Here is a 21778-nt window from a genome sequence, read left to right as displayed (position 1 = left end):
ACCGCCGATCACGACAGCAGAGCCAAGGACAGCCCACCGCCGTGATCCAAGGACAACCCTGGCCGCCCAGACGACCACCACACGACTTCGATCACACCCGCAGAACGGCCGCCAGCCGAAAGTGACGCCGCGCGCAAACTTCCCGACCACCGCCCGGACGAGCAAGCACCCCTTGACCCAACGACGAATCCCGCCACCATAACGACCGAATCAGACCGCCGATCACGACAGCAGAGCCAAGGACAGCCCACCGCCGTGATCCAAGGACAACCCTGGCCGCCCAGACGACCACCACACGACTTCGATCACGCCCGCAGAACGGCCGCCAGCCGAAAGTGACGCCACGCGCATACTTCCGACCGCCGGCCGGACGAGCATGCACCTTGGCCCAACGACGGATCCGGCCGCCATGACGACCGGATCGGACCGTCGAGCATGGCGACGGGGCGAAGGGCAGCCCGCCGAGGGAGTGCGAACGACGCTGCCGCCCGGACAGAGCGCAAAAAGGCCCGTCGAGCGGCAGCAGCGGAAGAGCGGAGCGGTCAGCGGCCGCGCTGGCGGCGGGCGTCGGCGATACCGTTGGCGGCGCGGGCGGAGAATGCCTGGCCGGTGCCGGGGGTCGGCGGGGTCGTGGCGGAGCCGCCGCCGAAGACGGGGCCGGCCGTTGCGGTGCGGAGGGCCTCGCCGGCGGCGATCTTGTCGCGGACGGCGGCGGCCTCGGCCTGCTCGCGCTCCGAGGGGACGGCCATGACGGCGCTGGCGAGGGCGATGACCACGACCAGGACGAAGAGGACGATCGGGGCGAGGAACCAGTTGACGTCGACGCCGGAGACCGTGGTCAGGTTGTCGGTGGTGAGGTTGACGTGCATGGCCGCCATGCCGGTGTAGTGCATGCCGCAGACGGCGACGCCCATGACGGCCGCCGCGGCCATCGTCGCGGGGATGCCGCGGACCACGATGGTGAACCAGAGCGCGACGGTGGCGGCGACGACCGCGATCGCGTAGGACGCCAGGAACAGGTTGCTCTTGTAGTCGAACGAGCCGTTGATGCGCATCGCGGCCATGCCGGTGTAGTGCATGAAGGCGACGGACACGCCGGTGATCGGGCCGCCGACGAGGACCTTCCAGATCGCCGGCTTGCCGAGGCCGACGATGAAGAGGCCGACGCCGACGGTGATGACGGCGATGAAGAAGCTCGCGACGGTGATCGGGACGTCGTAGCGCAGCGGGGAGCCGCTGACGCTGAAGCCGATCATCGCCATGAAGTGCATGACCCAGATGCCGGTGCCGCCGATGGCCCAGGCCGCGAGGACGAGCAGCCACGCCCTGCGGCGGGTGTCGGTGGCCGCGCGCGCCCTGGCGGTGATCACCAGGCCGAGAAGGGAACCAAGGAATGACATCGCGTACGCGAAGATCGGGGTGATCGGCCCGTACGTGAAGTGGTGCAGCTCTCCCACGATGCTTCCTCCCACGCCGACACTGGCCTCCCGGCGAAATGCATCATTGCGGATCCGAACGTTTTTTTCTAATCCGTTCGGGTGAAAACTCGGTGGGTGACTACGCCATGACGCTGTATGCGAGAACGCCTCGCGTCATGGCGGTCATCGCCTGCCTGGCGGTGCGTCGCACCGCGTCCGAGGCGCCCGGTGCGTCGGCGAGCTGGCCGAGCAGGTCGAGCACCTGGCGGGACCAGCGCACGAAGTCGCCCGCCGGCATGTCGCCCTCCAGGCCGTGCACGCTGCCGAGCACCTTCGTGAGGCTCTCGCCGCGGGCCCACCGGTACACCGGCCAGACGAAACCGAGGTCCAGCTCCCGGGTGAGCTGCAGACCCCGCGAGTCCTCGTCCTCGCGCAGCTCGGACCACAGCTTCAAGGTGGCGTCGATGGCCTCGGAGACGTCGCCGCGCGGGATGGAGGCGCGGTCGTCGGACTCGCGGCGGGCCTCGTACACCAGGATGCTGGCGGCGGCGGCGAGGTCGGCGGCGCCGAGCCGGTCCCAGACGCCGGTGCGCAGGCACTCGGCGACGAGCAGGTCGGTCTCGGACCAGATCCGGGCGAGCGTCCGCCCAGCGTCGGTGACGGTGCCGCCGGCGGAGAGGTAGCCGCGGTCGGTGAGCAGGCCGCAGACGCGGTCGAAGGTGCGGGCGAGGGAGCCCGTACGGTTGGCGACCTTGCCCCGCAGCTGCTCCGTGTCGCGCTCCAGGCGCCAGCGGCGCTCCGCCCAGCGGGCGTGCTCCTCCCGCTCCGGGCACTTGTGGCACGGGTGCCGCCGCATCGCGGCGCGCAGCTGGTCAAGCTCGTGGTCGTCCGAAATGTCCCGCGGCCGGCGCCCCCGGGTGCGTGCCGGGGCCAAGTCAAGACGGCGCAGCTGCGCCGCGAGGTCCCGGCGGTCCTGGGCGGAGCGGTAGTTGAACTGCTTCGGGACCCTGACCCGGCCGAGGGACTCGACGGCCGCGGTGAAGTCGGCGCCGGAGATCCGGCCGGCCCAGCGGTCCTCGGTGAGCACGAGCGGCCGGGGCTCGCCGAAGCCGCGCCCGCCGACGCCCGGGTCGATGATGATCGCGAGGCCCGCGCGGCGGCCGGTGGGCACCCGCACGACGTCGCCGGGGCGCAGCCGCTCCAGGGACTCCAGGGCGGCGGCGCGCCGCTGCTGGGCGCCCTGGCGGGCGATCGCCCGCTCCCGGTCGGCGATCGCGACCCGGTAGCCGAAGTACTCGTCGAAGTCGCCGAGGTGGCAGGTGGTCTCCGCGCCGTAGGTGGCGATCGTCTCGGTGTTGCGCTGCACCTGCCGGGCCAGCCCGACCACCGAGCGGTCCGCCTGGAACTGGGCGAACGAGCTTTCGAGCAGTTCGCGGGCGGCGGTGATGCCGACGCTGCCGACGAGGTTCACGGCCATGTTGTACGAGGGCCGGAAGCTGGACTTGAGCGGGTACGTCCGGGTGGAGGCGAGCCCCGCCACGTGCCGCGGGTCGAGCTCCGGCGCCCACACGACGACGGCGTGGCCCTCCACGTCGATCCCGCGGCGCCCGGCGCGGCCGGTCAGCTGCGTGTACTCCCCCGGCGTCAGGTCGACGTGCGCCTCGCCGTTGTACTTGACGAGCCGCTCCAGGACCACGCACCGGGCGGGCATGTTGATGCCGAGCGCCAGGGTCTCGGTGGCGAAGACGGCCTTGACGAGGCCGCGGACGAACAGCTCCTCGACGACCTCCTTGAACGCGGGCAGCATCCCGGCGTGGTGCGCGGCGAGGCCCCGCTCGAGGCCGTCGAGCCACTCCCAGTACCCGAGCACCTGCAGGTCCTCGCTCGGGATGTGCTTGGTGCGCGACTCGACGATGGTGCGGATCTCGACCCGTTCGTCGGGCGCGGTGAGCCGCAGCCCGGCGGCGAGGCACTGCTGCACGGCGGCGTCGCAGCCGGCCCGGCTGAAGATGAACAGGATCGCCGGCAGCAGGCCCTCGCGGTCCAGGCGCTCGACGATCTCGGGCCGGTAGGGGCCCCTGCGCCGGCCGCCCCGCGGGCCCGTCATCTCGACCCGGCGGAGCATCTCCCGGTGGTACCGCAGCAGCTCCGGATGCACGTCGTGCTTCTGCGCGGCCTCGGCGTCGTGGAAGAGGTCGAACATGCGGCGCTCGATGAGCATGTGCTGCCACAGCGGCACGGGCCGGTGCTCGCTCACCACGACCGTGGTCTCGCCGCGCACGGTGACGAGCCAGTCGGCGAACTCCTCCGCGTTGGACACGGTCGCCGACAGCGACACGAGCGTCACCGAGTCGGGCAGGTGGATGATCACCTCTTCCCACACGGCGCCGCGGAACCGGTCGGCGAGGTAGTGCACCTCGTCCATGACGACGTAGGAGAGGCCCTCGAGGGTCGCCGAGCCGGCGTACAGCATGTTGCGCAGGACCTCGGTGGTCATCACCACGACCGGGGCGTCACCGTTGATCGCGTTGTCACCGGTGAGCAGGCCGACGCGCTCGGCGCCGTACCGCTGGACGAGGTCGTTGTACTTCTGGTTGGACAGCGCCTTGATCGGCGTCGTGTAGAAGCACTTGCGCCCCTGCCGCAGCGCCAGGTGGACGGCGAACTCCCCGACGACGGTCTTGCCGGCGCCGGTCGGCGCGCACACCAGCACGCCCGTGCCACGCTCCAGCGCTTCACAGGCCTCGGCCTGGAAGTCGTCGAGGGTGAAGTCCAGCTCGTCGACGAACTCGGTCAGGGCAGGACGCTGAGCCCGCCTTTGCGCCGCTTCGTACCGCTCGGCGGGGGTGTTCATGACCCCAAGGCTAGGCGAAAGATGCCCGGATCCGCTCATGGGTATCGTGCTGGCGTGCCGGAAAGCGCTGAACCACCAAGTACATGGCGGCCCGTCGAGGCCGTGCTCCTGGACTTCCATGGGACGATCGCGCAGGTGGAGGACCCCGTCAGGTGGGTGACGGCGGCGGCTGCGAGCCTCGGCACCACCCTGGACCGGGGCAAGGCGACGGTCCTCGCCGACCGGCTGATGACGGCCGGGCGGGCCGGCGGGCCGAAGCCGCACCGCGTGCCCGCGCACCTCGCCGAGGTGTGGGCGGACCGGGATCTCTCCGTCGCCGCGCACCGGGCGGCCTATGAAGGGCTGGCCGCGACCGTCGACGCCGACCTCGCCGAGGCCCTCTACGACCGGCTGCTCGTCGCCGACGGCTGGCAGCTGTACGCGGACACGATCCCGACCCTCCAGGCGCTGCGGGCGCGTGGCGTGCCGGTCGCGGTGGTCTCCAACATCGGGTTCGACCTGCGCGACCTGGCCGGCCAGCTGGGCTTCGCCGACCTGGTCGACGAGTTCGTCCTCTCCTACGAGGTGGGCCGCTGCAAACCGGACCCCGCCATCTTCTGGAAGGCCTGCGCGGCGCTGCGCACCGACCCGGAGCGGGCCCTGATGGTGGGCGACTCGCCCGCCGACGCCGGCGCCGCCGCGGCGGGCTGCAGCGTCCTTGTCATCCCGGAGAGTGACCCGGGCAAAGTTCATGGTCTGGGCGCGGTGCTGCGCCTGCTTTAAACCTTGCGGCCGTTGGGCACCATTGTCGCAACACCGCCTGTGCGCTTGTCGGCTCCCGGCCAGGCGGCGACAGTGCAGGGGATACGTCGACTACCTTCCTTCCGGAGGATCATCATGCCGTTAGGCCGTTGGAACCCGTCAGAAGCCCTCGCTCGCATCGAGTCCGAGGTCGGCAACGCCGCATCGCACGCCCACTCCGCCTCCGTCTCCACCACGACCGAGGGCGACGACCTCGTCATCACGGTCGACGGCGTCGACCCGAGCAACGTCGACGTCCAGGTCTCCGGCGGCCGCCTCACCATCAAGGGCGGCGGCGGCACGAGCACCTCGTCGCATCACGAGGAGGGCGGCGCGACGTTCTCGTCGAGCTCGTCCAGCTCCAACTCGTTCAGCCGCAGCTTCTCGCTGCCCGACGGCGTCACCGAGTCGGACGTCTCCACCACCCCGTCCGCGAACGGCGTCACCGTCCGCATCCACAACGCCGCCTAGACGATCAGCCGCAAGGCACCGGGCACGCACTCGACCGTGACGGGGAGCGGGCAGATCCGCTCCCCGTCGGCGTACGCGGTGACCCCCTCGGCGGCCAGCTCGATCCTGCGTGCCCGAAATGTCCTGACCCGCGGGTCGTGCACGTGCGTGCCCTTGAACACCTTGGGCCGCAGCCGCATCAGCGTGCGCCGGTTGAGCGGCTCCGCGACGACCACGTCCAGCAGGCCGTCGGTGGGGTCGGCTCCGGGCACGATCCGGAAGCCGCCGCCGTAGCTCTCGGTGTTGCCGATCGCAACCAGCACCGAGCCGAAGACGCTCTCCTCGTCGTCGACGCGCATGGTGTACGAGCGGCTGCGCAACGCCAGCAGCTCCGCCACGATCGCCAGGTTGTACCGCTGGGGGCCACGCGGCCAGCGCATGCGGTTGGCCCGCTCGTTGACGAACGCGTCGAACCCGGCCGCCATGACCGCCCCGAACCACGCCGTGGTCCCGTCGGCCCCCTCGACCCGCGCGAGGTCCACGCTTCTCGTGCCGGTGCCGGCCGCGATCGCCTCGGCCGCCCGCAGTGTGTCACCGGGCAGCCCGAGCCGGACCGCGAAGTCGTTGCCGGTCCCGGCGGGCACGATCCCGAACGGCGCCCCCGTCGCGGCCACCGCCTGCAGCCCGAGGTGCACCGTGCCGTCCCCGCCCATCGCGACCACGGCCCGGCCGCTCAGGACGGCCGCCCTGCCCTGCTCCACCATGCCGTCCCGGCTGGTCGCGGTGACCACGTCGACCGCGTGCCCACCGGCCCTGAGCCGCGCCACGACCTCGGGCAGCAGTCCGGCCCGCCGCCCTTTGCCGGCGGTCGGATTGGCGAGCAGCGCGATGTCCACGCACGGATGCTAGGCGGTAACTCCCCCACCGCTGTAGCGCCGGGCCCGGCGGGATGCCCACCCGCCGTCGTCTCATCGTAGGTGGGCGGTGCGGGGGACGACACGGCGCCCGCCGGCGACCGGCGTCGGAGGCGGGGTGGGCCGGAGATTCACGTGATGTCGTCGTGGCGGCCGGCGAGCAACCTGGGCGCTCCGCCGGCGTAGGGGCGCCCATCGACGAGGGGCCCGATCTGGTGGTAGCTGCCGGACACCGGCAGGCGTCAGACCGTCCGGCGGACAGCACGACGCCCGCCGGCATCTTGCGCACGGCGGGCGTCGGGGCTGAACGGCCCGAAGGCCGGTGGGTCAGGTGATGTCGTCGTAGCGGCTGTCGAGGGACCTCGGGCGCTCGACCGGCGTCGGGGCGTCCACCGGGGTGGGTGCGTCGACCGGGTCGTAACCGCCGACGGAGGTGGCCGCGGCGACCGGCTCCGGCGCGTAGTCGTCGATCGAGGAGATCTCGTCGTCGGCGAGGTCGGCGTAGACGGACTGGTTGCGGCCCTTGCGCTTGTCGTTGATCAGGGCGACGCCGACCGCGGCGAAGTACAGCAGCGACATGGCCAGGGCCAGGCCCGACATGGTGAACGGGTCCGGGGTGGGCGTGGCGACGGCGGCAAAGGCGAAGAAGATGAACACCACGGCACGCCACCAGCCCAGCAGCTTGCGGCCGCTGAGGATCCCGGCGAAGTTGAGCATCATCGCGATCAGCGGGAACTCGAACGCGACGCCGAAGACCAGCATGCCCGTGGTGATGAAGTCGACGTAGCGGGTGATGTCGAGCGAGGTGTGGACGATGTCCTCGCTCGGCAGCAGGTACTCCAGGCCGTGGCCGAGAGCGAACCAGGCCAGGAACGCGCCGAGCGCGAAGAGCGGGGCCGCGATCGAGATGAAGATGTACGCGTACTTGCGCTCGTGGCGGTGCAGGCCCGGCGCGATGAACGCCCACAGCTGATACATCCACCAGGGAGCGGTGATGAGCAGGCCGAGCCAGAGTCCGACCTTCAACTGCAGGAGGAAGAAGTCGGCCACGCCCAGCTGGACGAAGTCACATTCCCGGCCGCGGGACGTCATGACGTCGCAGACCGGCTGCTTGACCAGCTTGATCGCGTTGCCCGACTGCCAGAAGCCGATGGCGAACCCGAAGACGAGGCCGAGACACGCCTTGAACAGGCGGTTGCGCAGCTCCCGCAGGTGCTCCATGAGGGTCATGGAGCCGTCTGCGGCGCGTTCGAACTGCGACGGCGCCTTGTTACGGCGCCGCCCGGCGAGGATGCTCACGACGATCGAGTGCCTCAGCGCTCGGGGACGCGGTTGACGGGGTCGACGGTCGGCGCGGGCGACGGACGGTTGTCGTCGATCGTGCCCGACAGCGGCGCGCGACCCGACTGAGCCTCGGCCTTGGCGTCGACGTCGTCCTCCGCGAGACCCTTGGTCTCGGCCTTGATGATCCGGAGCGAACGACCCAGCGACCGCGCCGCGTCAGGCAGGCGCTTGGCGCCGAACAGAAGGATCAGCACCACCACCAGCACGATGATGTGCCACGGCTTGAGTGCACCCATGTGAAGCCACCTCACTGTCTTTGTGCTGCCCGACCCATCCTACTGGTCACCTCGGGTAACGGGCAGAGGCCGGGTTGCGGGAAGGGGTCCGGCCGCTGAAGTCCTGACGAGTGTTGACGCTGAACTGCCGGATCGTCAACCATCCGTCCGGACAAAGGTGCTATTTGCCCAGTTGATCCGCAAGGTTTCTTAACTATTAGCTTGCGGCGGGGCGCTGATCAGCGTCTTCGAGCTCACCACGGCGTGCCTAGATGATCAACGCCTGCTCCTGCATGGCGGCCAGGCGGGGCTGCATCGCCTCGGCGGTCTGCTGCAGCTGGGCCAGGTGGGGCTGGAGTCGCTTCTCGCCGTCGAGGAGCCGGCGCTGCAGCGACTGCGCGGTGTTACCGAACTGACGCAAGCGACCCGCCATCGACATCACCACGGCGATGAGGACGATGATCGCGACCAGGACGATGCCACCCGAGATCCACCAGAGCACCCACCGACCTTAAACCACCAGCTACGGGAGCGCCGGGATGGGCGCGTCGTACGCGGCGAGCGCGGCGCGCGCCGTGGCGGCCACCGACGCGACCAGCTCCGGCGGCGACACGACCGACACCTCGGCGCCCAGCCCGAGCACCATCCGCCGGGCCCAGTCCAGGTCGGAGGCGCGCAGCGAGACCGTCCAGTGCTCCCCCGGGCCCCGCACGACCTCCTCGCACGGGTACTGCTCGGTGATCCACCGCGCGCCCCGGCCCACCCGCAGCGTGACGAGCGGCAGGTCGGGCGTGGGCCGGAAGAGGGTGCCGGCGCGCGTGTCCGTCGGCTGCGCCTGCACCGGCACGCGGGCGGGCTCGTCCAGCTCGGTCGAGGCGTCGATCCGGTCGACCCGGAAGAGCCGCACCGCCTGCGCGCGGCGGCACCACGCCTCCAGGTAGGCCCAGCGGCCGACGACGAGGACGCGCATCGGGTCGACGACGCGTTCGGTCGTCTCGTCGCGGGTCGCGGTGTAGTACGTGATCCGCAGCGCGTGCCGCCGCTCGACGGCGCCGCGCAGCTCCTCGAGCCGGTCGGCGTTGCCGGGGAGACGGACCGCGACGGGCGCGTCGGCGAGGTCACCGGCGGCGTGCTCGATCTTCGCCAGGGCCCGGTGGACGCCGTCACGCTGAGCGACGCCCGGGGTCTCGGCGAGCATGCGGAGCGCCACGATGAGCGCGAGCGCCTCGTCGGGCGTCAGGCGTAGCGGCCGGTCGATGCCCGCGTCGTACGTGACGGTGACGCCGTCGCCGACGAACGCCATGTCGATCAGGTCGCCGGGGCCGTAGCCCGGCAGGCCGCACAGCCACAGCAGCTCGAGGTCGTCGCGGAGCTGCCGCTCGGTGATGTCGTGGTCCGACGCCGCCTCGGCGAGGGTGATCCCCGGCCTGGCCTGCAGGTACGGCACGAGGTTGAGCAGCCGGCCGAGCCGGTCCACGGAGGTCGTCATGCCGTCGCCTCCGCCGCGTCGCGCCTGAAACCCGTCACACCGCCACCTCGGTCCGGTCGGCGGGGGCGTCCACCTGCGGCCCCGCGGCGACGATCTCCTTGAGGCGCTTCACGACCTCGTCGCGCAGCGGCGGCGGATCGAGCACGACCACGTCGGCGCCGTACCCCACCAGCCAGCCGGCGAAGAAGTCGAGGTCGGCGTAGCGCAGCGTGAGGTGGTCGCCCTCCGGCGAGGGCACGCACGACTCCGCCCAGCGGCGCACGCCCGCGGCGCGCCCGGGCCGCACCAGGACGGTCGCCCGGCTGGTGCGCTCGACCGGGCCGCTCGTCTTCGCGACGTAGGCGATCAGGTCGACCTTCGGCGGCTCGTACGCGCCGCGCCGGCCCACCCTCCGGACCCCGGAGACGATCCGGGACAGCCGGAAGCACCGCTCCGCGCCGCGCTCCAGGTCGTGGCCGACGACATACCACCGGCCGCGCCAGCAGACGACGCCCCACGGCTGCAGCTTGCGGGCCCGGGCGGTGTCGCGCTCGGGCACGTGGTAGTCGAACGTGACCGCCTGCCGGTCGCGGACGGCGGCGGTGAGGGGCTCGAAGGCCGGGTCGACGGTGACGACCGCCTCGACGCCGAGCGTGGCGTGCGGGTCGACGTCGATGCCGCCGGCGCGCAGCTTCGCCAGGCCCGACGACGCGGCGGCGGCGAGGCCGGTCTGCTGCCACAGGCGCGCGGCGATGCCGACGGCCGCCGCCTCGTCGGGCGCCAGGGGGATGTCGGGCAGTGCGTACTCGCGGCGGGCGATGCGGTAGCCGGGCTCGTTGTCCCACACGGAGGGCGTGCCGATCTCCAGGGGCACGCCGAGCTCGCGCAGCTCGGCCTTGTCCCGCTCGAACTTGCGCTGGAACGCCTCGTGGTCGCGCTCGTCCTCCGGGTCGTGCTCGTAACCGGGCACGATGGAGGCGATCTGACCGGCGGTCAGGAAACGGCGTGTCGAGAGCAGGCAGATCACCAGATTGACCAGGCGCTCGGTTCGGGTCCGCGACACGCCAGCGAACCTACCAGCCCGATCGCCTGTGCGGCGTCGCCCACGCGGTGACGGTTCGTTACGTCACGACGCGGTCACGGCGCGCAGACACGGTAGGTTGTCCCGGTGATCCGCTGGCGCTGGGGGACGGTCGTCGCTCCCCGTACATCGTGGCACGGCAGCGTCGAGGTGGAGGTGGCCCTCGAGGCGCGCCGGCCGGACGATCCGGAGCGGGTCCGGGCCCTCGCCTACCCGGCCCTGGTGGGCACGCCGCGGGTCGGTGACCGGGTGCTGCTGAACGTCAACGCGCTCGCCCTGGGTCTCGGCACCGGTGGGTACGCGCTGATCGTCGCCGTCCCGGACCGGTTGCCGGACGACGTGGACGCCCCCGGCCACGTGGTCAAGGCGCGGTACACGCCGCTGCAGGCGGTCGTCCTCGCCGCCGACGAGGAGGCGTCCCCGCTCCGCCGCGCCCTGACCGACAACGCCGACATCTCCGGGATGCCGGTGGTGATCGCGGACCTGCACTCGGCGCTGCCCGCCATCCTCGCCGGCGTGCACGCGGACCGGCCCTCGGCGAGGGTCGCGTACGTGATGACCGACGGGGGCGCGCTGCCCGCCTGGTTCTCCCGCACCGTCGACGCCCTGCGCCCGCTGCTCGCCGGCACGGTCACCACCGGCCAGGCGTTCGGCGGCGACCTGGAGTCGACCAACGTGCACAGCGGCCTGCTCGCCGCCCGCCACGGGCTCGGCGCCGACCTGGCGATCGTCACGCAGGGCCCCGGCAACCTCGGCACCGGCACCTCGTGGGGCTTCTCCGGGGTCGCCGCGGGCGAGGCCGTCAACGCGGTCGCGGCGCTGGGCGGGCGGCCGGTCGCCGCGCCCCGCATCTCCGGCGCGGACCCCCGGCCCCGGCACCGCGGCGTGTCGCACCACAGCCTGACCGCGTTCGGGCGGGTCGCGCTCGCGCCGGCGGACCTCGTCGTGCCGTCGGACCTGGAAGCCGACCTTGCGCTGGTCGTACATGAGCAGCTGCGGCCGCTGTGTCCACCGCACCGCATCGTCACGCCCGTGGCGGAGGACCTGGAGCCCGCACTGCTGGCGCTGCCGGTGCGGCTGTCGACGATGGGTCGCCGGTACGAGGAGGACCGCGCCTACTTCCTCGCCGCGGCGGCGGCCGGACGGGCGGCGGCCGCGAGCCTGCGCTCAGGCCTTGGCGAGGGCGGCGTTGGCGACTGACTGCAGCTGGCTCAGGTGGTTGGCCTCCGGGGCGGCGGCGACGACCAGGTAGACGGCGACGATCGCCTTGCCGCGGCGGGCGAGCAGCGTCTTGGACTTGTCGCTGAGCGCGGCCTCGCCGACGCCGCCGACGGCCTCGAGGGACTTGATCGTCGTCCAGAGCTTCTGCGACTGGGCCGCGTCGGGGAACGTGAGCGCGACGATCGTGACCTGGTCGCCGCCGGCGTTGCCGAAGGGGCACATGCGGGCGCGCGCGTCGAGGCCGAGGCTCTGCACGGCCTGGCCGTACTGCGCGACCGCGGCGGCGCCGTCACCGGCGCTGGCCTGCACGGACAGCCCGGTCGCCTGCTGCACCTGGGCGGGGGTGACGAGCCCCTGGCAGCCGTCGGAGATGACCACCGGCGGCAGCGACGGCGACGGCAGGGGCAGCGCGGACGCCTCGCCGCTGGACGTCGGGACGACCGGGAGCGGGGTGCGGCGCTCGCCGTCGTCGGTGCAGCCCGCCAGCAGCAGGCCTCCGAGCAGGCACAGCGCGGCGGCGGCCGGCAGGGCTGCAGCCGGCCGCTTCACGAGTACACGACCAGGGCGGTCATGACGGCGATGATGAGCACCAGGGTGAGCGCCAGGACCCAGGTCGGGATGGCCGGGCCGTCGGTCCGGTTCCGCTCGATCTCCTCGCGGATGCGCTGCAGCCGGCGACCGTGGCGGTTGGACCGCGGCTTGTCCGGATTGTCGCTCGCCTTCGGCTTCAGGTGCTCCGAAGGGGCGGGCTGACCGGCGAGGTTGTCATCCATAGCGCCGGCCAGCCTAACCCAACGTTCACATGCTGGCGATCAGTCGGTCGACGCGCTCGTCGTAGGCCCGGAACGGGTCCTTGCACAGCACGGTGCGCTGCGCCTGGTCGTTGAGCTTCAGGTGGACCCAGTCGACGGTGAAGTCGCGCCGGCGCTCCTGCGCGTGCCGGATGAACTCGCCCCGCAGGCGCGCCCGCGTGGTCTGCGGCGGGGTCTCCTTCGCCTCGAAGATGTCCAGGTCGCTGGAGACGCGGTCGACCTTCCCGCGCCGCTCCAGCAGGCCGTAGAGGCCCCGGCCGCGACGCAGGTCGTGGTATGCCAGGTCCATCTGCGCCACCCGCGGGTGCGACAGCGGCAGGTCGTGCTTGGTCTGGTAGCGCTCGATCAGGCCGAGCTTGGTCACCCAGTCGATCTCGCGCTCGACACCCTTGAGGTTGCCGGTCTCGACCGCGTTGAGCACCCGCCCCCACAGCTCCATGACCCGCTTGGTCGCCGCGTCGGCGCCGCGCCGGTCGAGGAACTCGGTGGCCTTGTCGAAGTACTCCTGCTGGATCTCCAGCGCGCTGATCTCCTTGCCGCTGGCGAGCCGGACCCGGCGGCGGCCGGTGATGTCGTGGGACACCTCCCGGATGGCGCGGATCGGGTTCTCCAGCGAGAGGTCGCGCATGGCGACGCCGGCCTCGATCATCCGCAGCACGATGTCGGCGGTGCCGACCTTGAGCAGCGTGGTGACCTCGTTCATGTTCGAGTCGCCGACGATGACGTGCAGCCGCCGGTAGCGCTCGGCGTCGGCGTGCGGCTCGTCGCGGGTGTTGATGATCGGGCGGGACCGGGTGGTCGCCGAGGAGACGCCCTCCCAGATGTGCTCGGCGCGCTGCGACAGGCAGTACACGGCGCCGCGCGGGGTCTGCAGCACCTTGCCGGCGCCGCAGATGAGCTGGCGGGTGACCAGGAACGGGATCAGGATGTCGGCGAGACGTCCGAACTCGCCGTGCCGGCTGACCAGGTAGTTCTCGTGGCAGCCATACGAGTTGCCGGCGGAGTCGGTGTTGTTCTTGAACAGGTAGATCTCGCCCGCGATCCCCTCGTCGTGCAGGCGACGCTCGGCGTCGACCAGCAGGCCTTCGAGGATCCGCTCGCCGGCCCGGTCGTGGGTGACCAGGTCGGGCACCGAGTCACACTCGGGCGTCGCGTATTCCGGGTGGGAGCCGACATCCAGGTAGAGGCGCGCGCCGTTGCGCAGGAACACGTTGCTGGAACGGCCCCACGACACGACGCGCCGGAACAGATAGCGGGCGACCTCGTCAGGCGACAGGCGGCGCTGTCCCCGATAGGTGCACGTGACCCCGTATTCGGTCTCAAGGCCGAAAATTCGCCGGTCCATGTAGGAACATTAGCCGCCTGAGCGCCGATGTGACCCTATTGCGCCCGCAGACTTTGTATATACGCCTCGCAGGTGGCGAAATCCGGGAGCCGCCCCTCGGACCGCATCTCGGCGAACGACGGCGCCACGGCGTCCCTGGCGGACAGCTGCGGCTCGTCGACGGGCCAGACGATGCCGAGCTCCGGGTCGAGCGGGTGGATGCCGTGCTCCCCCGTCGGGTTGTACGTCTCCGAGCACAGGTAGGTGATCGTCGCGTCGTCGGTGAGCGCGCAGAACCCGTGCCCCAGGCCCTCGCTCAGGTAGAGGGCGCGGCGGTCGACGTCGTCGAGCTGCACGCCCTCCCACCGGCCGAATGTCGGAGATCCGACCCGGATGTCGACGACGACGTCCAGCACGGCTCCCCTGGTGCAGGTGACGTACTTGGCCTGCCCCGGCGGCACGTCGGCGAAGTGGATGCCGCGCACGACGCCCCGGCCGGAGACCGACACGTTGCCCTGCGCCAGCCGCAACGGGTGGCCGACCTCGGCGCTGAGCTGCTCGAACCGGTAGAACTCCAGGAACAGCCCGCGAGGATCGCCGTGCTGCACCGGGGTGATCTCCCAGGCACCGGCGATCGAAAGCTGACGGAACTTCACGTGTGCGGCCCCACCCGTCGCAGTGTCGAAGGCTTGCTCGGTCGGCTCATTGTGCGTGCGGCGGTCAGGCTTCCCAATCGAGCAAATGGATCAGGTAATCGCCGTAGCCACTCTTGCGCAACGGCTCCGCCAGTGCCCGCAGCTGTGCGTCGTCGATGAAGCCCGCACGCCACACGACCTCCTCGACGCAGCCGATTTTCAGGCCCTGCCGCTCCTCGATCACCCGGACGAACTCGGCCGCCTGGACCATCGTGTTGAACGTACCCGTATCCAGCCACGCCGTGCCGCGATCCAGGATTGCCACGTGCAATTCGTCGCGTTCGAGATACGCGGCGTTGACCGCGGTGATCTCCAGCTCGCCGCGGTCGCTGGGCTTGAGCTCCCGGGCGATCTGCACCACCCGGTTGTCGTAAAAGTACAGACCGGGCACCGCGTACCGCGACTTCGGGCGTGCTGGCTTCTCCTCGATCGACAGCACCTTGCCGTCGGCGTCGAACTCCACGACGCCGTAGTCCTGCGGGTTGGCCACCGGATAGGCGAACACCCGGCCGCCCTTGAGCTCGGCGTTGTCGGCGAGGCGCTGGCCCAGCAGCGCACCGTGGAAGATGTTGTCGCCGAGGACCAGCGCGACGGTGTCGTCGCCGATGAAGTCGGCGCCGATGATGAACGCCTGGGCGAGCCCTTCGGGGCGTGGTTGCACCGCGTAACTGATCTCGAGGCCCCACTGGGTGCCGTCGCCGAGCAGCCGCTGGAACTGATCCTGGTCCTCAGGGGTGGTGATGACGAGGATCTCGCGGACCCCGGCCATCACCAACGTGGTCAGCGGGTAGTAGATCATCGGTTTGTCGAAGACGGGCATGAGCTGCTTCGACACCGCTTTCGTCAGCGGCCAGAGGCGGGAGCCGGTGCCACCGGCGAGGATAATGCCACGCACTCGGCCACCTTACGGGTAGCCGATACCCTCGGTCGACTCAGTGTCCAGCCGAGTGCACTAGACTCCCGATCCCGTGAGAATCCTCGTCACCGGCGGTGCCGGGTTCATCGGCTCCCACTACGTCCGCACCCTCCTCGGAGGCGGTTACCCGGCGTATGCCGGCGCGGCCGTGACCGTGCTCGACAAGCTCACTTATTCCGGCAATCGGGACAATCTGGCACCCGTGGCCGGTTCGTTCGACTTCGTCGAGGGTGACATCTGCGACGCCGACCTGGTGGAGCAGCTCATGCCCGGCCACGACGCCGTCGTGCACTTCGCCGCGGAGTCGCACGTCGACCGGTCGATCCTCGGCGCCGGGCCGTTCGTGACGACCAACGTCATCGGCACCCAGGTCCTCCTCGACGCGGCGCGCCGGGCGGGCGTCGGCCGCTTCCTGCACGTCTCGACCGACGAGGTGTACGGGTCGATCGACGAGGGCTCGTGGACGGAGGAGTGGCCGCTGCAGCCGAACTCGCCGTACTCGGCCTCGAAGGCGGGCTCGGACCTGCTGGTGCTCGCCTACCACCGCACCCATGGCATGGAGGTCGTGGTCACCCGCTGCTCCAACAACTACGGCCACTACCAGTTCCCCGAAAAGGTCATCCCTCTTTTCGTCACCAATCTCATCGACGGCCAGCAGGTCCCGCTGTACGGTGACGGCGGCAACATCCGCGACTGGCTGCACGTGTCCGACCACTGCGCCGGCATCCAGCTCGCGCTGGAGAAGGGCCGCGCCGGCGAGGTGTACAACATCGGCGGCGGGCGCGAACTGACCAACAAGGAGCTGACCGAGGTGCTCCTCGAGGCGACCGGCCGGGACTGGTCCGCGGTGCGCCCGGTCGAGGACCGCAAGGGTCACGACCGGCGGTACTCGCTGAGCCACGAGAAGATCAGCAACGAGCTGGGCTACGCGCCGGCCGTCACGTTCGAGGACGGCATCGCGGCGACGGTGGCCTGGTACAAGGAGAACCGCTCCTGGTGGGAGCCCTTGAAGACGCGCGCGGCCCTGTGACCCGTTACCTGGTGACCGGCGCCGGCGGGATGCTCGGCCAGGACCTCCTGGCGGCGTTGGACGGCCGGGCGGTGACCGCGTTGAAGCGCGCCGACCTGGACATCACCGACCCGCACGCGGTCCACGCCCTGGTCGACGGCCACGACGTGGTGTTCAACGCGGCGGCCTGGACCGACGTGGACGGCGCGGAGAGCGCCTACGAGTCCGCGCTCGCCGTCAACGGCACGGGCGTGACGGTGCTCGCCCAGGCGTGCCGCGCCTTCGGCGCGCGGCTCGTGCACGTTTCGACCGACTACGTGTTCAACGGCGCCGGGACGTCGCCGTACGCCGAGGACGCCCCGACCGCGCCGCTGAACGCCTACGGGCGCAGCAAGCTCGTCGGCGAGACCAGCGTGCTGACGACCTTGCCGGACTCGGGGTACGTGGTGCGCACCGCCTGGCTCTACGGCGCGCAGGGCCGCAACTTCGTCAAGACGATGCTGCGCCTCGCCGCCACCCGCGACCACCTGGACGTGGTCGACGACCAGGTGGGCCAGCCGACCTGGTCGCGGGACCTGGCCCTCCGGCTCGTCGAGCTCGCCGACTCGGGCGCGCCGGCCGGGGTCTACCACGGCACGGCCTCGGGGCAGACCACGTGGCACGGGCTCGCGCAGGCGGTGTTCGAGCTGTGCGGGCTCGACCCCGCGAGGGTCCGCCGGACCACCAGCGCGGCCTACGTGACGCCGGCCGCGAGGCCCTCGTACAGCGTCCTCGGCCACGACCGGTGGGCCGCGGCGGGGATGGCGCCGATGCGGGACTGGCATACCATGCTGGCCGAGGCACTGCGCGAGCCCGCGTTCGCGGCCGGCGTGGTGCCCGGCAGTGGGGGTGCGGGGTGAAGCTCATCATCGTCACGGGGGTGACCGCCCTGGCGGTCCTCGCCTTCATGGTCGAGCTGCTGCGGCGGCGCCAGCTGCAGGAGAAGTACGCGATCCTCTGGCTGGCCGTCAGCATCGTGATCCTGCCGATGGCGTTCTTCCCGCCCATCATCAACAACGTGGCCGAGGCCCTCGGCATCAAGTCCGGGGTGAGCCTCGTGCTCTTCCTCGGCATCGTGTTCCTGCTCATGGTCACGGTGCACCTCAGCTGGGAGGTGAGCCGCCTGGAGGAGGAGACCCGGACCCTGGCCGAGGACCTGGCCCTGCTGCGCAGCGAGCTCGGCCGCCCGCGCGACTCGTCCTCCGTGCCGGCCCCCTCGTCCCCGTCCTCGGACCTTCCCGCTGGGGTCTCCGATGATCAACGGTAAGAAGGTCCTGATCATCGTCCCGGCCTGGAACGAGGCCGGCTCCATCGCCGACGTCGTCACCGAGGTCCGCGGCGAGCTGCCCGGCGTCGACATCATCGTGGTCGACGACGGCTCCTCCGACGACACCGCCCTGCGGGCCGCCTCGGCCGGCGCGATCGTGGCCCGGCTGCCGTTCAACCTGGGCGTCGGCGGCGCGATGCGCACCGGCTACCGGTATGCCCGCGACCACGGCTACGACGTCGCCATCCAGGTCGACGCCGACGGGCAGCACGACCCGCGGTACATCCCGAAGCTCGTCGACGCGCTCGACGAGCACGACCTGGTCATCGGCGCCCGGTTCGCGGGCGAGGGCGGCTACAGCGTCACCGGCCCGCGCAAGTGGGCGATGCGGATGCTCTCGGCGGTACTGTCCCGCCTGGCCCGCACGAAGCTCAGCGACACCACCTCGGGCCACCGGGCCTGCAACCGTAAGCTGATCGAGTTCTTCGCCCACTGGTACCCGGCGGAGTACCTGGGCGACACGATCGAGGTCCTCGTCCGGGTCGCCCGCTCCGGCTACCGGATCACCCAGATCCCGGTGGCTATGCGCCCCCGGATGGCGGGCACCCCCAGCGCCTCGCCGATGAAGTCCACGATCTACCTGGGGCGCGCGGGCATCGTGCTGCTCCTGGCCCTGATCCGCACCTGACGTCGTCGCGTCCCGGCCGCTCGTCCCTCCGGGCGGCCGGCTTCTCCTGCCGCCCGGTGTGATGCGGCCTGGTGTACTGCGCCGTGCTTGCTTGCGCTTGCTTGCTTGCTTGAGCTTGCTTGCTTGAGCTTGCTTGCTTGAGCTTGCTTGCTTGCTTGTGCCGGGCTTGCTCGCGCCACGTGCACCGCAGCCAGGTGTGCTCTGCTGGGTGTACTGCGGCCGGGTGTGCCGCTGCCGGGTTCTACGCGGCCGGTCGCAGCTGGGTCAGGGCGCGCAGCGCGTCGGTGAGCGAGATCGGCCGGTCGTTGACCTCGGTGGCCAGACACCATTCGACGTATTGCCGCATCAACGTGGACGGCTTCACGCCCTTGCTCTTCGCCACCGCGGCCAGGCGCTGCGCCACGTCCGACGGCAGCCGCATCGAGTAGACGGCCATGACCTCCGCGTCCGGCTTTGGCGGCAACGCCGGCGTCGGCGCCGCCCGGTCGAACGTGAACTCCCCGGCAGCCACCGCCGCCACCATGGCGTCCATCTGCTGCTCGCTGAGCGGATCGGTGCTCATGCTGCGCTCGCCTCCCACTTCTCGAACTCGGCGAGCTCGTCAGGGGTCATGTCCCGCGCTCCGAGAATCCCCCAGCTGAACTGGCCTTCCTGCTTCACCACGACGATCAGCGCCCGGCCCGCCTCGGTCCGCGCCCAGATGCTGAGCGCCGGAATCCCCAACGCGAACCCCGGCAGCGGCCGCCGCCGGTCGGCATTCAACGCCTGCAGCACCTCGACGTCGGTGATCCCGACCAGCGCCGCCAGCGTCGCCGGCCACCAGCGGTACGGCATGCCTCCAATGTACGACGCCCGTCAGACTTCCGTCCACGCCCCCACCCGGCTCCTGCCCGCCACGCCGTCACTTGATCGAAGGACAACCCTGGCCGCCCGAACGACCAGACCCATCCTTGGATCACCACCAGCGCGGCGACAACCCGGCACCACCAGTCGTGCAACGGCCCCTGGACAGCAAGAACGGCGCCGACAACTCACCCGCCGACACCACCTCGCGCCACCGCCCGAACCCGAACAGCGCGACGCGGCAGCCATCCCCACCAGGACGCCGGCCACCAACATGATCTAAGGACAACCCCGGCCGCCCGAACGACCAGATCCATCGTTGGATCACCACCAGCACGGCGACAACCAGCACCACCAGGCACGCGACGCCCCTCGGCAGCGAAAACGGCGCCGACAACTCACCCGCCGACACCACCTCGCGCCACCGCCCGAACCCGAACAGCGCGACGCGGCAGCCATCCCCACCGCCGCTTGACACAACCCTTCACAGATCGAATGGCGGATCGTGACCGAATCCCGCCATTCGGTCATGGCGCCGATGAGCACGGCCGCGGCGGCGTGCTTGCCCCGAAAAGACCACGCGCGGACCTCCTGGCCGCGGGGTGGTGTCCCGGCGGCGGGAGGCCCGCGCGGTGGTGCGGCTGGGCGTCGGTGGTCAGGAGGTGGGCTTGTCCGACTCCGGGGCGGGAGCGGGGCCGCTGGCGTTGTCGGCGGGGGTGCTCGGGGAGGCGGGCGGCTGGGGCTTGTCCTCCAGGCCCTCCTCGACCGACTCGGCCTTGGCCGAGTCATCCAGGATGGCGGTGAGGGCGAGGCCCGTCAGCCGGCGGAACGTGCGGCCCGGGCGGTTGCGGTCCAGGACGGCGACCTCGAGCTGGTTGGCCGCCAGCTTCCTCGGCTGGCCGCCCTCGCCGCCGACGCTGCCGAGACCCTCGACCGCCAGCTTCAGCGCCTCAGCGAGCGTCTGGTCGGGCCGCAGGCGGGTTTTCACGGCGCCGGAGATGGCGTCGGACTGGCCGCCCATGGTGACGAGGCCCGGCTCGTCCTGGACGGAGCCGTCGTACGTGATGCGGTAGAGCTCGTCCTCTTCGGCGGTGGCGCCCACCTCGGCGACGCAGATCTCGACCTCGTACGGCTTCTGCTCCTGGGTGAAGATGGCGCCGAGGGTGCGGGCGTAGGCGTTGGCGACCTGGCGGCCGGTGACGTCGCGGCGGCCGTACGAGTAGCCGTGCAGGTCGGCGAGCCGGACGCCGGCGGAGCGCAGGTTCTCGAACTCGGGGTAGCGGCCGACGGCGGCGAAGCCGATCTTGTCGTAGATCTCGCTGACCTTGTGCAGGGCGGTCGACAGGTTCTCCGCGACGAAGAGGACGCCGCCCTCGTAGCTGAGCACCACGACGCTGCGACCGCGCGCGATGCCTTTGCGCGCGTATTCCGAGCGGTCCCGCATGATCTGCTCGGGCGAGGCGTAGAACTGCATGGCCACGGGGCGGGTTCTCCTTCTGACGTGGGAGCTGGCTTACGTGGGGCTGGCTTGCGTGAGGGCGGTGGAGCGGGGGCTCAGACGCCCGGGTTGTCGGCGCGCTCGGCGATGACGGTCTCGGCGACCGCGCGGGTCTCCTCGTCGGTGAGGCGGTGAGTGCCCTCGACGGTGGCCGTCATGATGACCGGGAAGATGCCGCGCAGCAGGTCCGGGCCGCCGGTGGCGGTGTCGTCGTCGGCGGCGTCGTAGAGCGCCTCGACGGCGATCTTCACGGCCTCGGCGGTGGTGATGCCGGGCTTGTACCGCTTCTTCATCGACGACTTCGCGAACAGCGAACCCGAGCCGATCGAGTCGTAGCCGCGCTCCTCGTAGACGCCGCCGGCGACGTCGAAGCTGAAGATGCGGCCGGCCTTGTCGACGGACTTGGCGTCGACGTCGAACCCGGCGAACAGCGGCACCACGGCCAGGCCCTGCATCGCGGCGCCGAGGTTGTTGCGGACCATGGTGGCGAGGCGGTTGGCCTTGCCCTCCAGGGAGAGCATCGAGCTCTCGATCTTCTCGTAGTGCTCCAGCTCGACCTGGAACAGGCGCATCATCTCCAGGCCGAACCCGGCGGTGCCGGCCATGCCGACCAGCGAGTAGGCGTCGGCGGCGAAGACCTTCTCGATGTCGCGCTGGGCGATGAGGTTGCCCATCGTCGCGCGCCGGTCGCCGCCCATGAGCACGCCGTCGGCGCAGGTGATGGCGACGATCGTGGTCGCGTGCGCGCTGACGTCGGCGGCCATGCCGGGCGGCAGCGGCCGGCGACCCGGGAGCATCTCAGGTGCGACGGCCGACAGGAACTCGCTGAACGACGAGGTCCCCGCGGCGTGGAACGCGGCCGGCAGACGCCCAGAGTGGTCAAGACCCGTCGGCAACGGAGCTCCCTTCACAAGGATGATCGACTGTTGTTGACCAAACAAT

At 71.1% G+C, this 21778-nt stretch carries 24 protein-coding genes; 7 read left to right on the top strand and 17 right to left on the bottom strand.

Annotated features, from left to right (window positions below):
• Positions 1-542: 542 nt before the first annotated feature.
• Together ACFY3L_RS52145 and ACFY3L_RS52140 are read right to left on the bottom strand one after the other, a co-directional pair.
• Positions 543-1457, bottom strand: a complete 915-nt coding sequence (locus ACFY3L_RS52145; protein WP_389342595.1) for an MHYT domain-containing protein — start codon at positions 1455-1457, stop codon at positions 543-545.
• A gap of 100 nt (positions 1458-1557) precedes the next feature.
• Positions 1558-4272 carry a DEAD/DEAH box helicase gene (locus ACFY3L_RS52140; RefSeq protein ID WP_389342592.1) on the bottom strand — a complete coding sequence of 905 codons (2715 nt, stop codon included), beginning with the start codon at positions 4270-4272 and terminating at the stop codon, positions 1558-1560.
• A 21-nt stretch (positions 4273-4293) separates the two neighbouring features.
• Between ACFY3L_RS52140 and ACFY3L_RS52135 the strand changes: the two genes are divergently transcribed.
• Together ACFY3L_RS52135 and ACFY3L_RS52130 are read left to right on the top strand one after the other, a co-directional pair.
• The gene (locus tag ACFY3L_RS52135; protein ID WP_389342589.1) at positions 4294-5034 is read left to right on the top strand and encodes an HAD family hydrolase; all 741 of its coding nucleotides are present in this window, start codon (positions 4294-4296) and stop codon (positions 5032-5034) included.
• A gap of 114 nt (positions 5035-5148) precedes the next feature.
• The gene (locus ACFY3L_RS52130) at positions 5149-5523 is read left to right on the top strand and encodes an Hsp20 family protein (protein ID WP_389342586.1); all 375 of its coding nucleotides are present in this window, start codon (positions 5149-5151) and stop codon (positions 5521-5523) included.
• Here ACFY3L_RS52130 and ACFY3L_RS52125 read toward each other — a convergent pair.
• From ACFY3L_RS52125 to ACFY3L_RS52100, 6 genes are all read right to left on the bottom strand, one after another.
• On the bottom strand, positions 5520-6398 hold the full coding sequence (locus tag ACFY3L_RS52125) for a diacylglycerol kinase (protein ID WP_389342583.1): 879 nt from the start codon (positions 6396-6398) through the stop codon (positions 5520-5522). The two genes, ACFY3L_RS52130 and ACFY3L_RS52125, sit on opposite strands and share 4 nt — an antisense overlap.
• 345 nt (positions 6399-6743) lie before the next feature.
• A complete protein-coding gene (tatC, locus tag ACFY3L_RS52120) occupies positions 6744-7646 on the bottom strand; it encodes a twin-arginine translocase subunit TatC (RefSeq protein ID WP_389342607.1) in 903 nt (300 codons plus the stop codon).
• 83 nt (positions 7647-7729) lie between these two features.
• A complete protein-coding gene (gene tatA / locus ACFY3L_RS52115) occupies positions 7730-7996 on the bottom strand; it encodes a Sec-independent protein translocase subunit TatA (RefSeq protein WP_389342580.1) in 267 nt (88 codons plus the stop codon).
• 247 nt (positions 7997-8243) lie between these two features.
• The gene (locus tag ACFY3L_RS52110; RefSeq protein WP_389342577.1) at positions 8244-8477 is read right to left on the bottom strand and encodes a hypothetical protein; all 234 of its coding nucleotides are present in this window, start codon (positions 8475-8477) and stop codon (positions 8244-8246) included.
• Between the two features lie 21 nt (positions 8478-8498).
• Positions 8499-9464 carry a helix-turn-helix transcriptional regulator gene (locus ACFY3L_RS52105; RefSeq protein ID WP_389342574.1) on the bottom strand — a complete coding sequence of 322 codons (966 nt, stop codon included), beginning with the start codon at positions 9462-9464 and terminating at the stop codon, positions 8499-8501.
• Between the two features lie 34 nt (positions 9465-9498).
• Complete coding sequence (locus ACFY3L_RS52100) at positions 9499-10506, bottom strand: helix-turn-helix transcriptional regulator (RefSeq protein ID WP_389342571.1); 1008 nt, start codon at positions 10504-10506, stop codon at positions 9499-9501.
• 105 nt (positions 10507-10611) lie between these two features.
• On the opposite strand from ACFY3L_RS52100, the gene ACFY3L_RS52095 reads away from it, so the two are divergent.
• A complete protein-coding gene (locus ACFY3L_RS52095; RefSeq protein ID WP_389342569.1) occupies positions 10612-11724 on the top strand; it encodes a DUF3866 family protein in 1113 nt (370 codons plus the stop codon).
• Here ACFY3L_RS52095 and ACFY3L_RS52090 read toward each other — a convergent pair.
• From ACFY3L_RS52090 to rfbA, 5 genes are all read right to left on the bottom strand, one after another.
• The gene (locus ACFY3L_RS52090; protein WP_389342566.1) at positions 11692-12294 is read right to left on the bottom strand and encodes a hypothetical protein; all 603 of its coding nucleotides are present in this window, start codon (positions 12292-12294) and stop codon (positions 11692-11694) included. The two genes, ACFY3L_RS52095 and ACFY3L_RS52090, sit on opposite strands and share 33 nt — an antisense overlap.
• On the bottom strand, positions 12291-12518 hold the full coding sequence (locus ACFY3L_RS52085; protein ID WP_389342563.1) for a hypothetical protein: 228 nt from the start codon (positions 12516-12518) through the stop codon (positions 12291-12293). Before ACFY3L_RS52085 ends, ACFY3L_RS52090 begins: the two co-directional genes overlap by 4 nt.
• 25 nt (positions 12519-12543) lie before the next feature.
• Entirely contained in the window at positions 12544-13902 is a 1359-nt protein-coding gene (gene pafA, locus ACFY3L_RS52080) for a Pup--protein ligase (protein ID WP_389342560.1), read from the bottom strand.
• Between the two features lie 35 nt (positions 13903-13937).
• Positions 13938-14537: a dTDP-4-dehydrorhamnose 3,5-epimerase family protein gene (locus ACFY3L_RS52075; protein WP_389342557.1), complete on the bottom strand. Its 600-nt coding sequence runs from the start codon at positions 14535-14537 to the stop codon at positions 13938-13940.
• A 64-nt stretch (positions 14538-14601) separates the two neighbouring features.
• A complete protein-coding gene (gene rfbA, locus ACFY3L_RS52070; protein WP_360572687.1) occupies positions 14602-15471 on the bottom strand; it encodes a glucose-1-phosphate thymidylyltransferase RfbA in 870 nt (289 codons plus the stop codon).
• 73 nt (positions 15472-15544) lie between these two features.
• Here rfbA and rfbB point away from each other — a divergent pair, with 73 nt between their 5' ends.
• Genes rfbB through ACFY3L_RS52050 form a run of 4 tightly spaced genes read left to right on the top strand, consistent with a single transcriptional unit; the run spans position 15545 to position 18495 of the window.
• On the top strand, positions 15545-16522 hold the full coding sequence (gene rfbB / locus ACFY3L_RS52065; RefSeq protein ID WP_389342554.1) for a dTDP-glucose 4,6-dehydratase: 978 nt from the start codon (positions 15545-15547) through the stop codon (positions 16520-16522).
• On the top strand, positions 16519-17400 hold the full coding sequence (rfbD, locus tag ACFY3L_RS52060) for a dTDP-4-dehydrorhamnose reductase (RefSeq protein ID WP_389342551.1): 882 nt from the start codon (positions 16519-16521) through the stop codon (positions 17398-17400). The genes rfbB and rfbD overlap by 4 nt, the downstream gene beginning before the upstream one ends.
• Positions 17397-17807, top strand: coding sequence for a DUF2304 domain-containing protein (locus tag ACFY3L_RS52055; protein WP_389342548.1), 411 nt, complete (start codon positions 17397-17399; stop codon positions 17805-17807). Before rfbD ends, ACFY3L_RS52055 begins: the two co-directional genes overlap by 4 nt.
• Entirely contained in the window at positions 17794-18495 is a 702-nt protein-coding gene (locus tag ACFY3L_RS52050; RefSeq protein WP_389342545.1) for a glycosyltransferase family 2 protein, read from the top strand. The genes ACFY3L_RS52055 and ACFY3L_RS52050 overlap by 14 nt, the downstream gene beginning before the upstream one ends.
• A 241-nt stretch (positions 18496-18736) precedes the next feature.
• On the opposite strand, the gene ACFY3L_RS52045 is transcribed toward ACFY3L_RS52050, so the two are convergent.
• The 4 genes from ACFY3L_RS52045 to prcB form a co-directional block, all read right to left on the bottom strand.
• Positions 18737-19057 carry a hypothetical protein gene (locus tag ACFY3L_RS52045; RefSeq protein WP_389342542.1) on the bottom strand — a complete coding sequence of 107 codons (321 nt, stop codon included), beginning with the start codon at positions 19055-19057 and terminating at the stop codon, positions 18737-18739.
• Positions 19054-19329, bottom strand: a complete 276-nt coding sequence (locus ACFY3L_RS52040) for a hypothetical protein (RefSeq protein ID WP_360572683.1) — start codon at positions 19327-19329, stop codon at positions 19054-19056. The genes ACFY3L_RS52045 and ACFY3L_RS52040 overlap by 4 nt, the downstream gene beginning before the upstream one ends.
• Before the next feature lie 664 nt (positions 19330-19993).
• The gene (prcA, locus tag ACFY3L_RS52035; protein ID WP_389342539.1) at positions 19994-20818 is read right to left on the bottom strand and encodes a proteasome subunit alpha; all 825 of its coding nucleotides are present in this window, start codon (positions 20816-20818) and stop codon (positions 19994-19996) included.
• Between the two features lie 74 nt (positions 20819-20892).
• Positions 20893-21732 (bottom strand): proteasome subunit beta, encoded by an 840-nt coding sequence (prcB, locus tag ACFY3L_RS52030; protein ID WP_389342536.1) that lies wholly within the window; start codon positions 21730-21732, stop codon positions 20893-20895.
• Positions 21733-21778 lie beyond the last annotated feature (46 nt).

The organism is Dactylosporangium sp. NPDC000521 (genome assembly GCF_042898305.1).
In the GTDB taxonomy this organism is placed as follows: domain Bacteria; phylum Actinomycetota; class Actinomycetes; order Mycobacteriales; family Micromonosporaceae; genus Dactylosporangium.
This window is presented reverse-complemented; position numbering and strand designations above follow the sequence as displayed.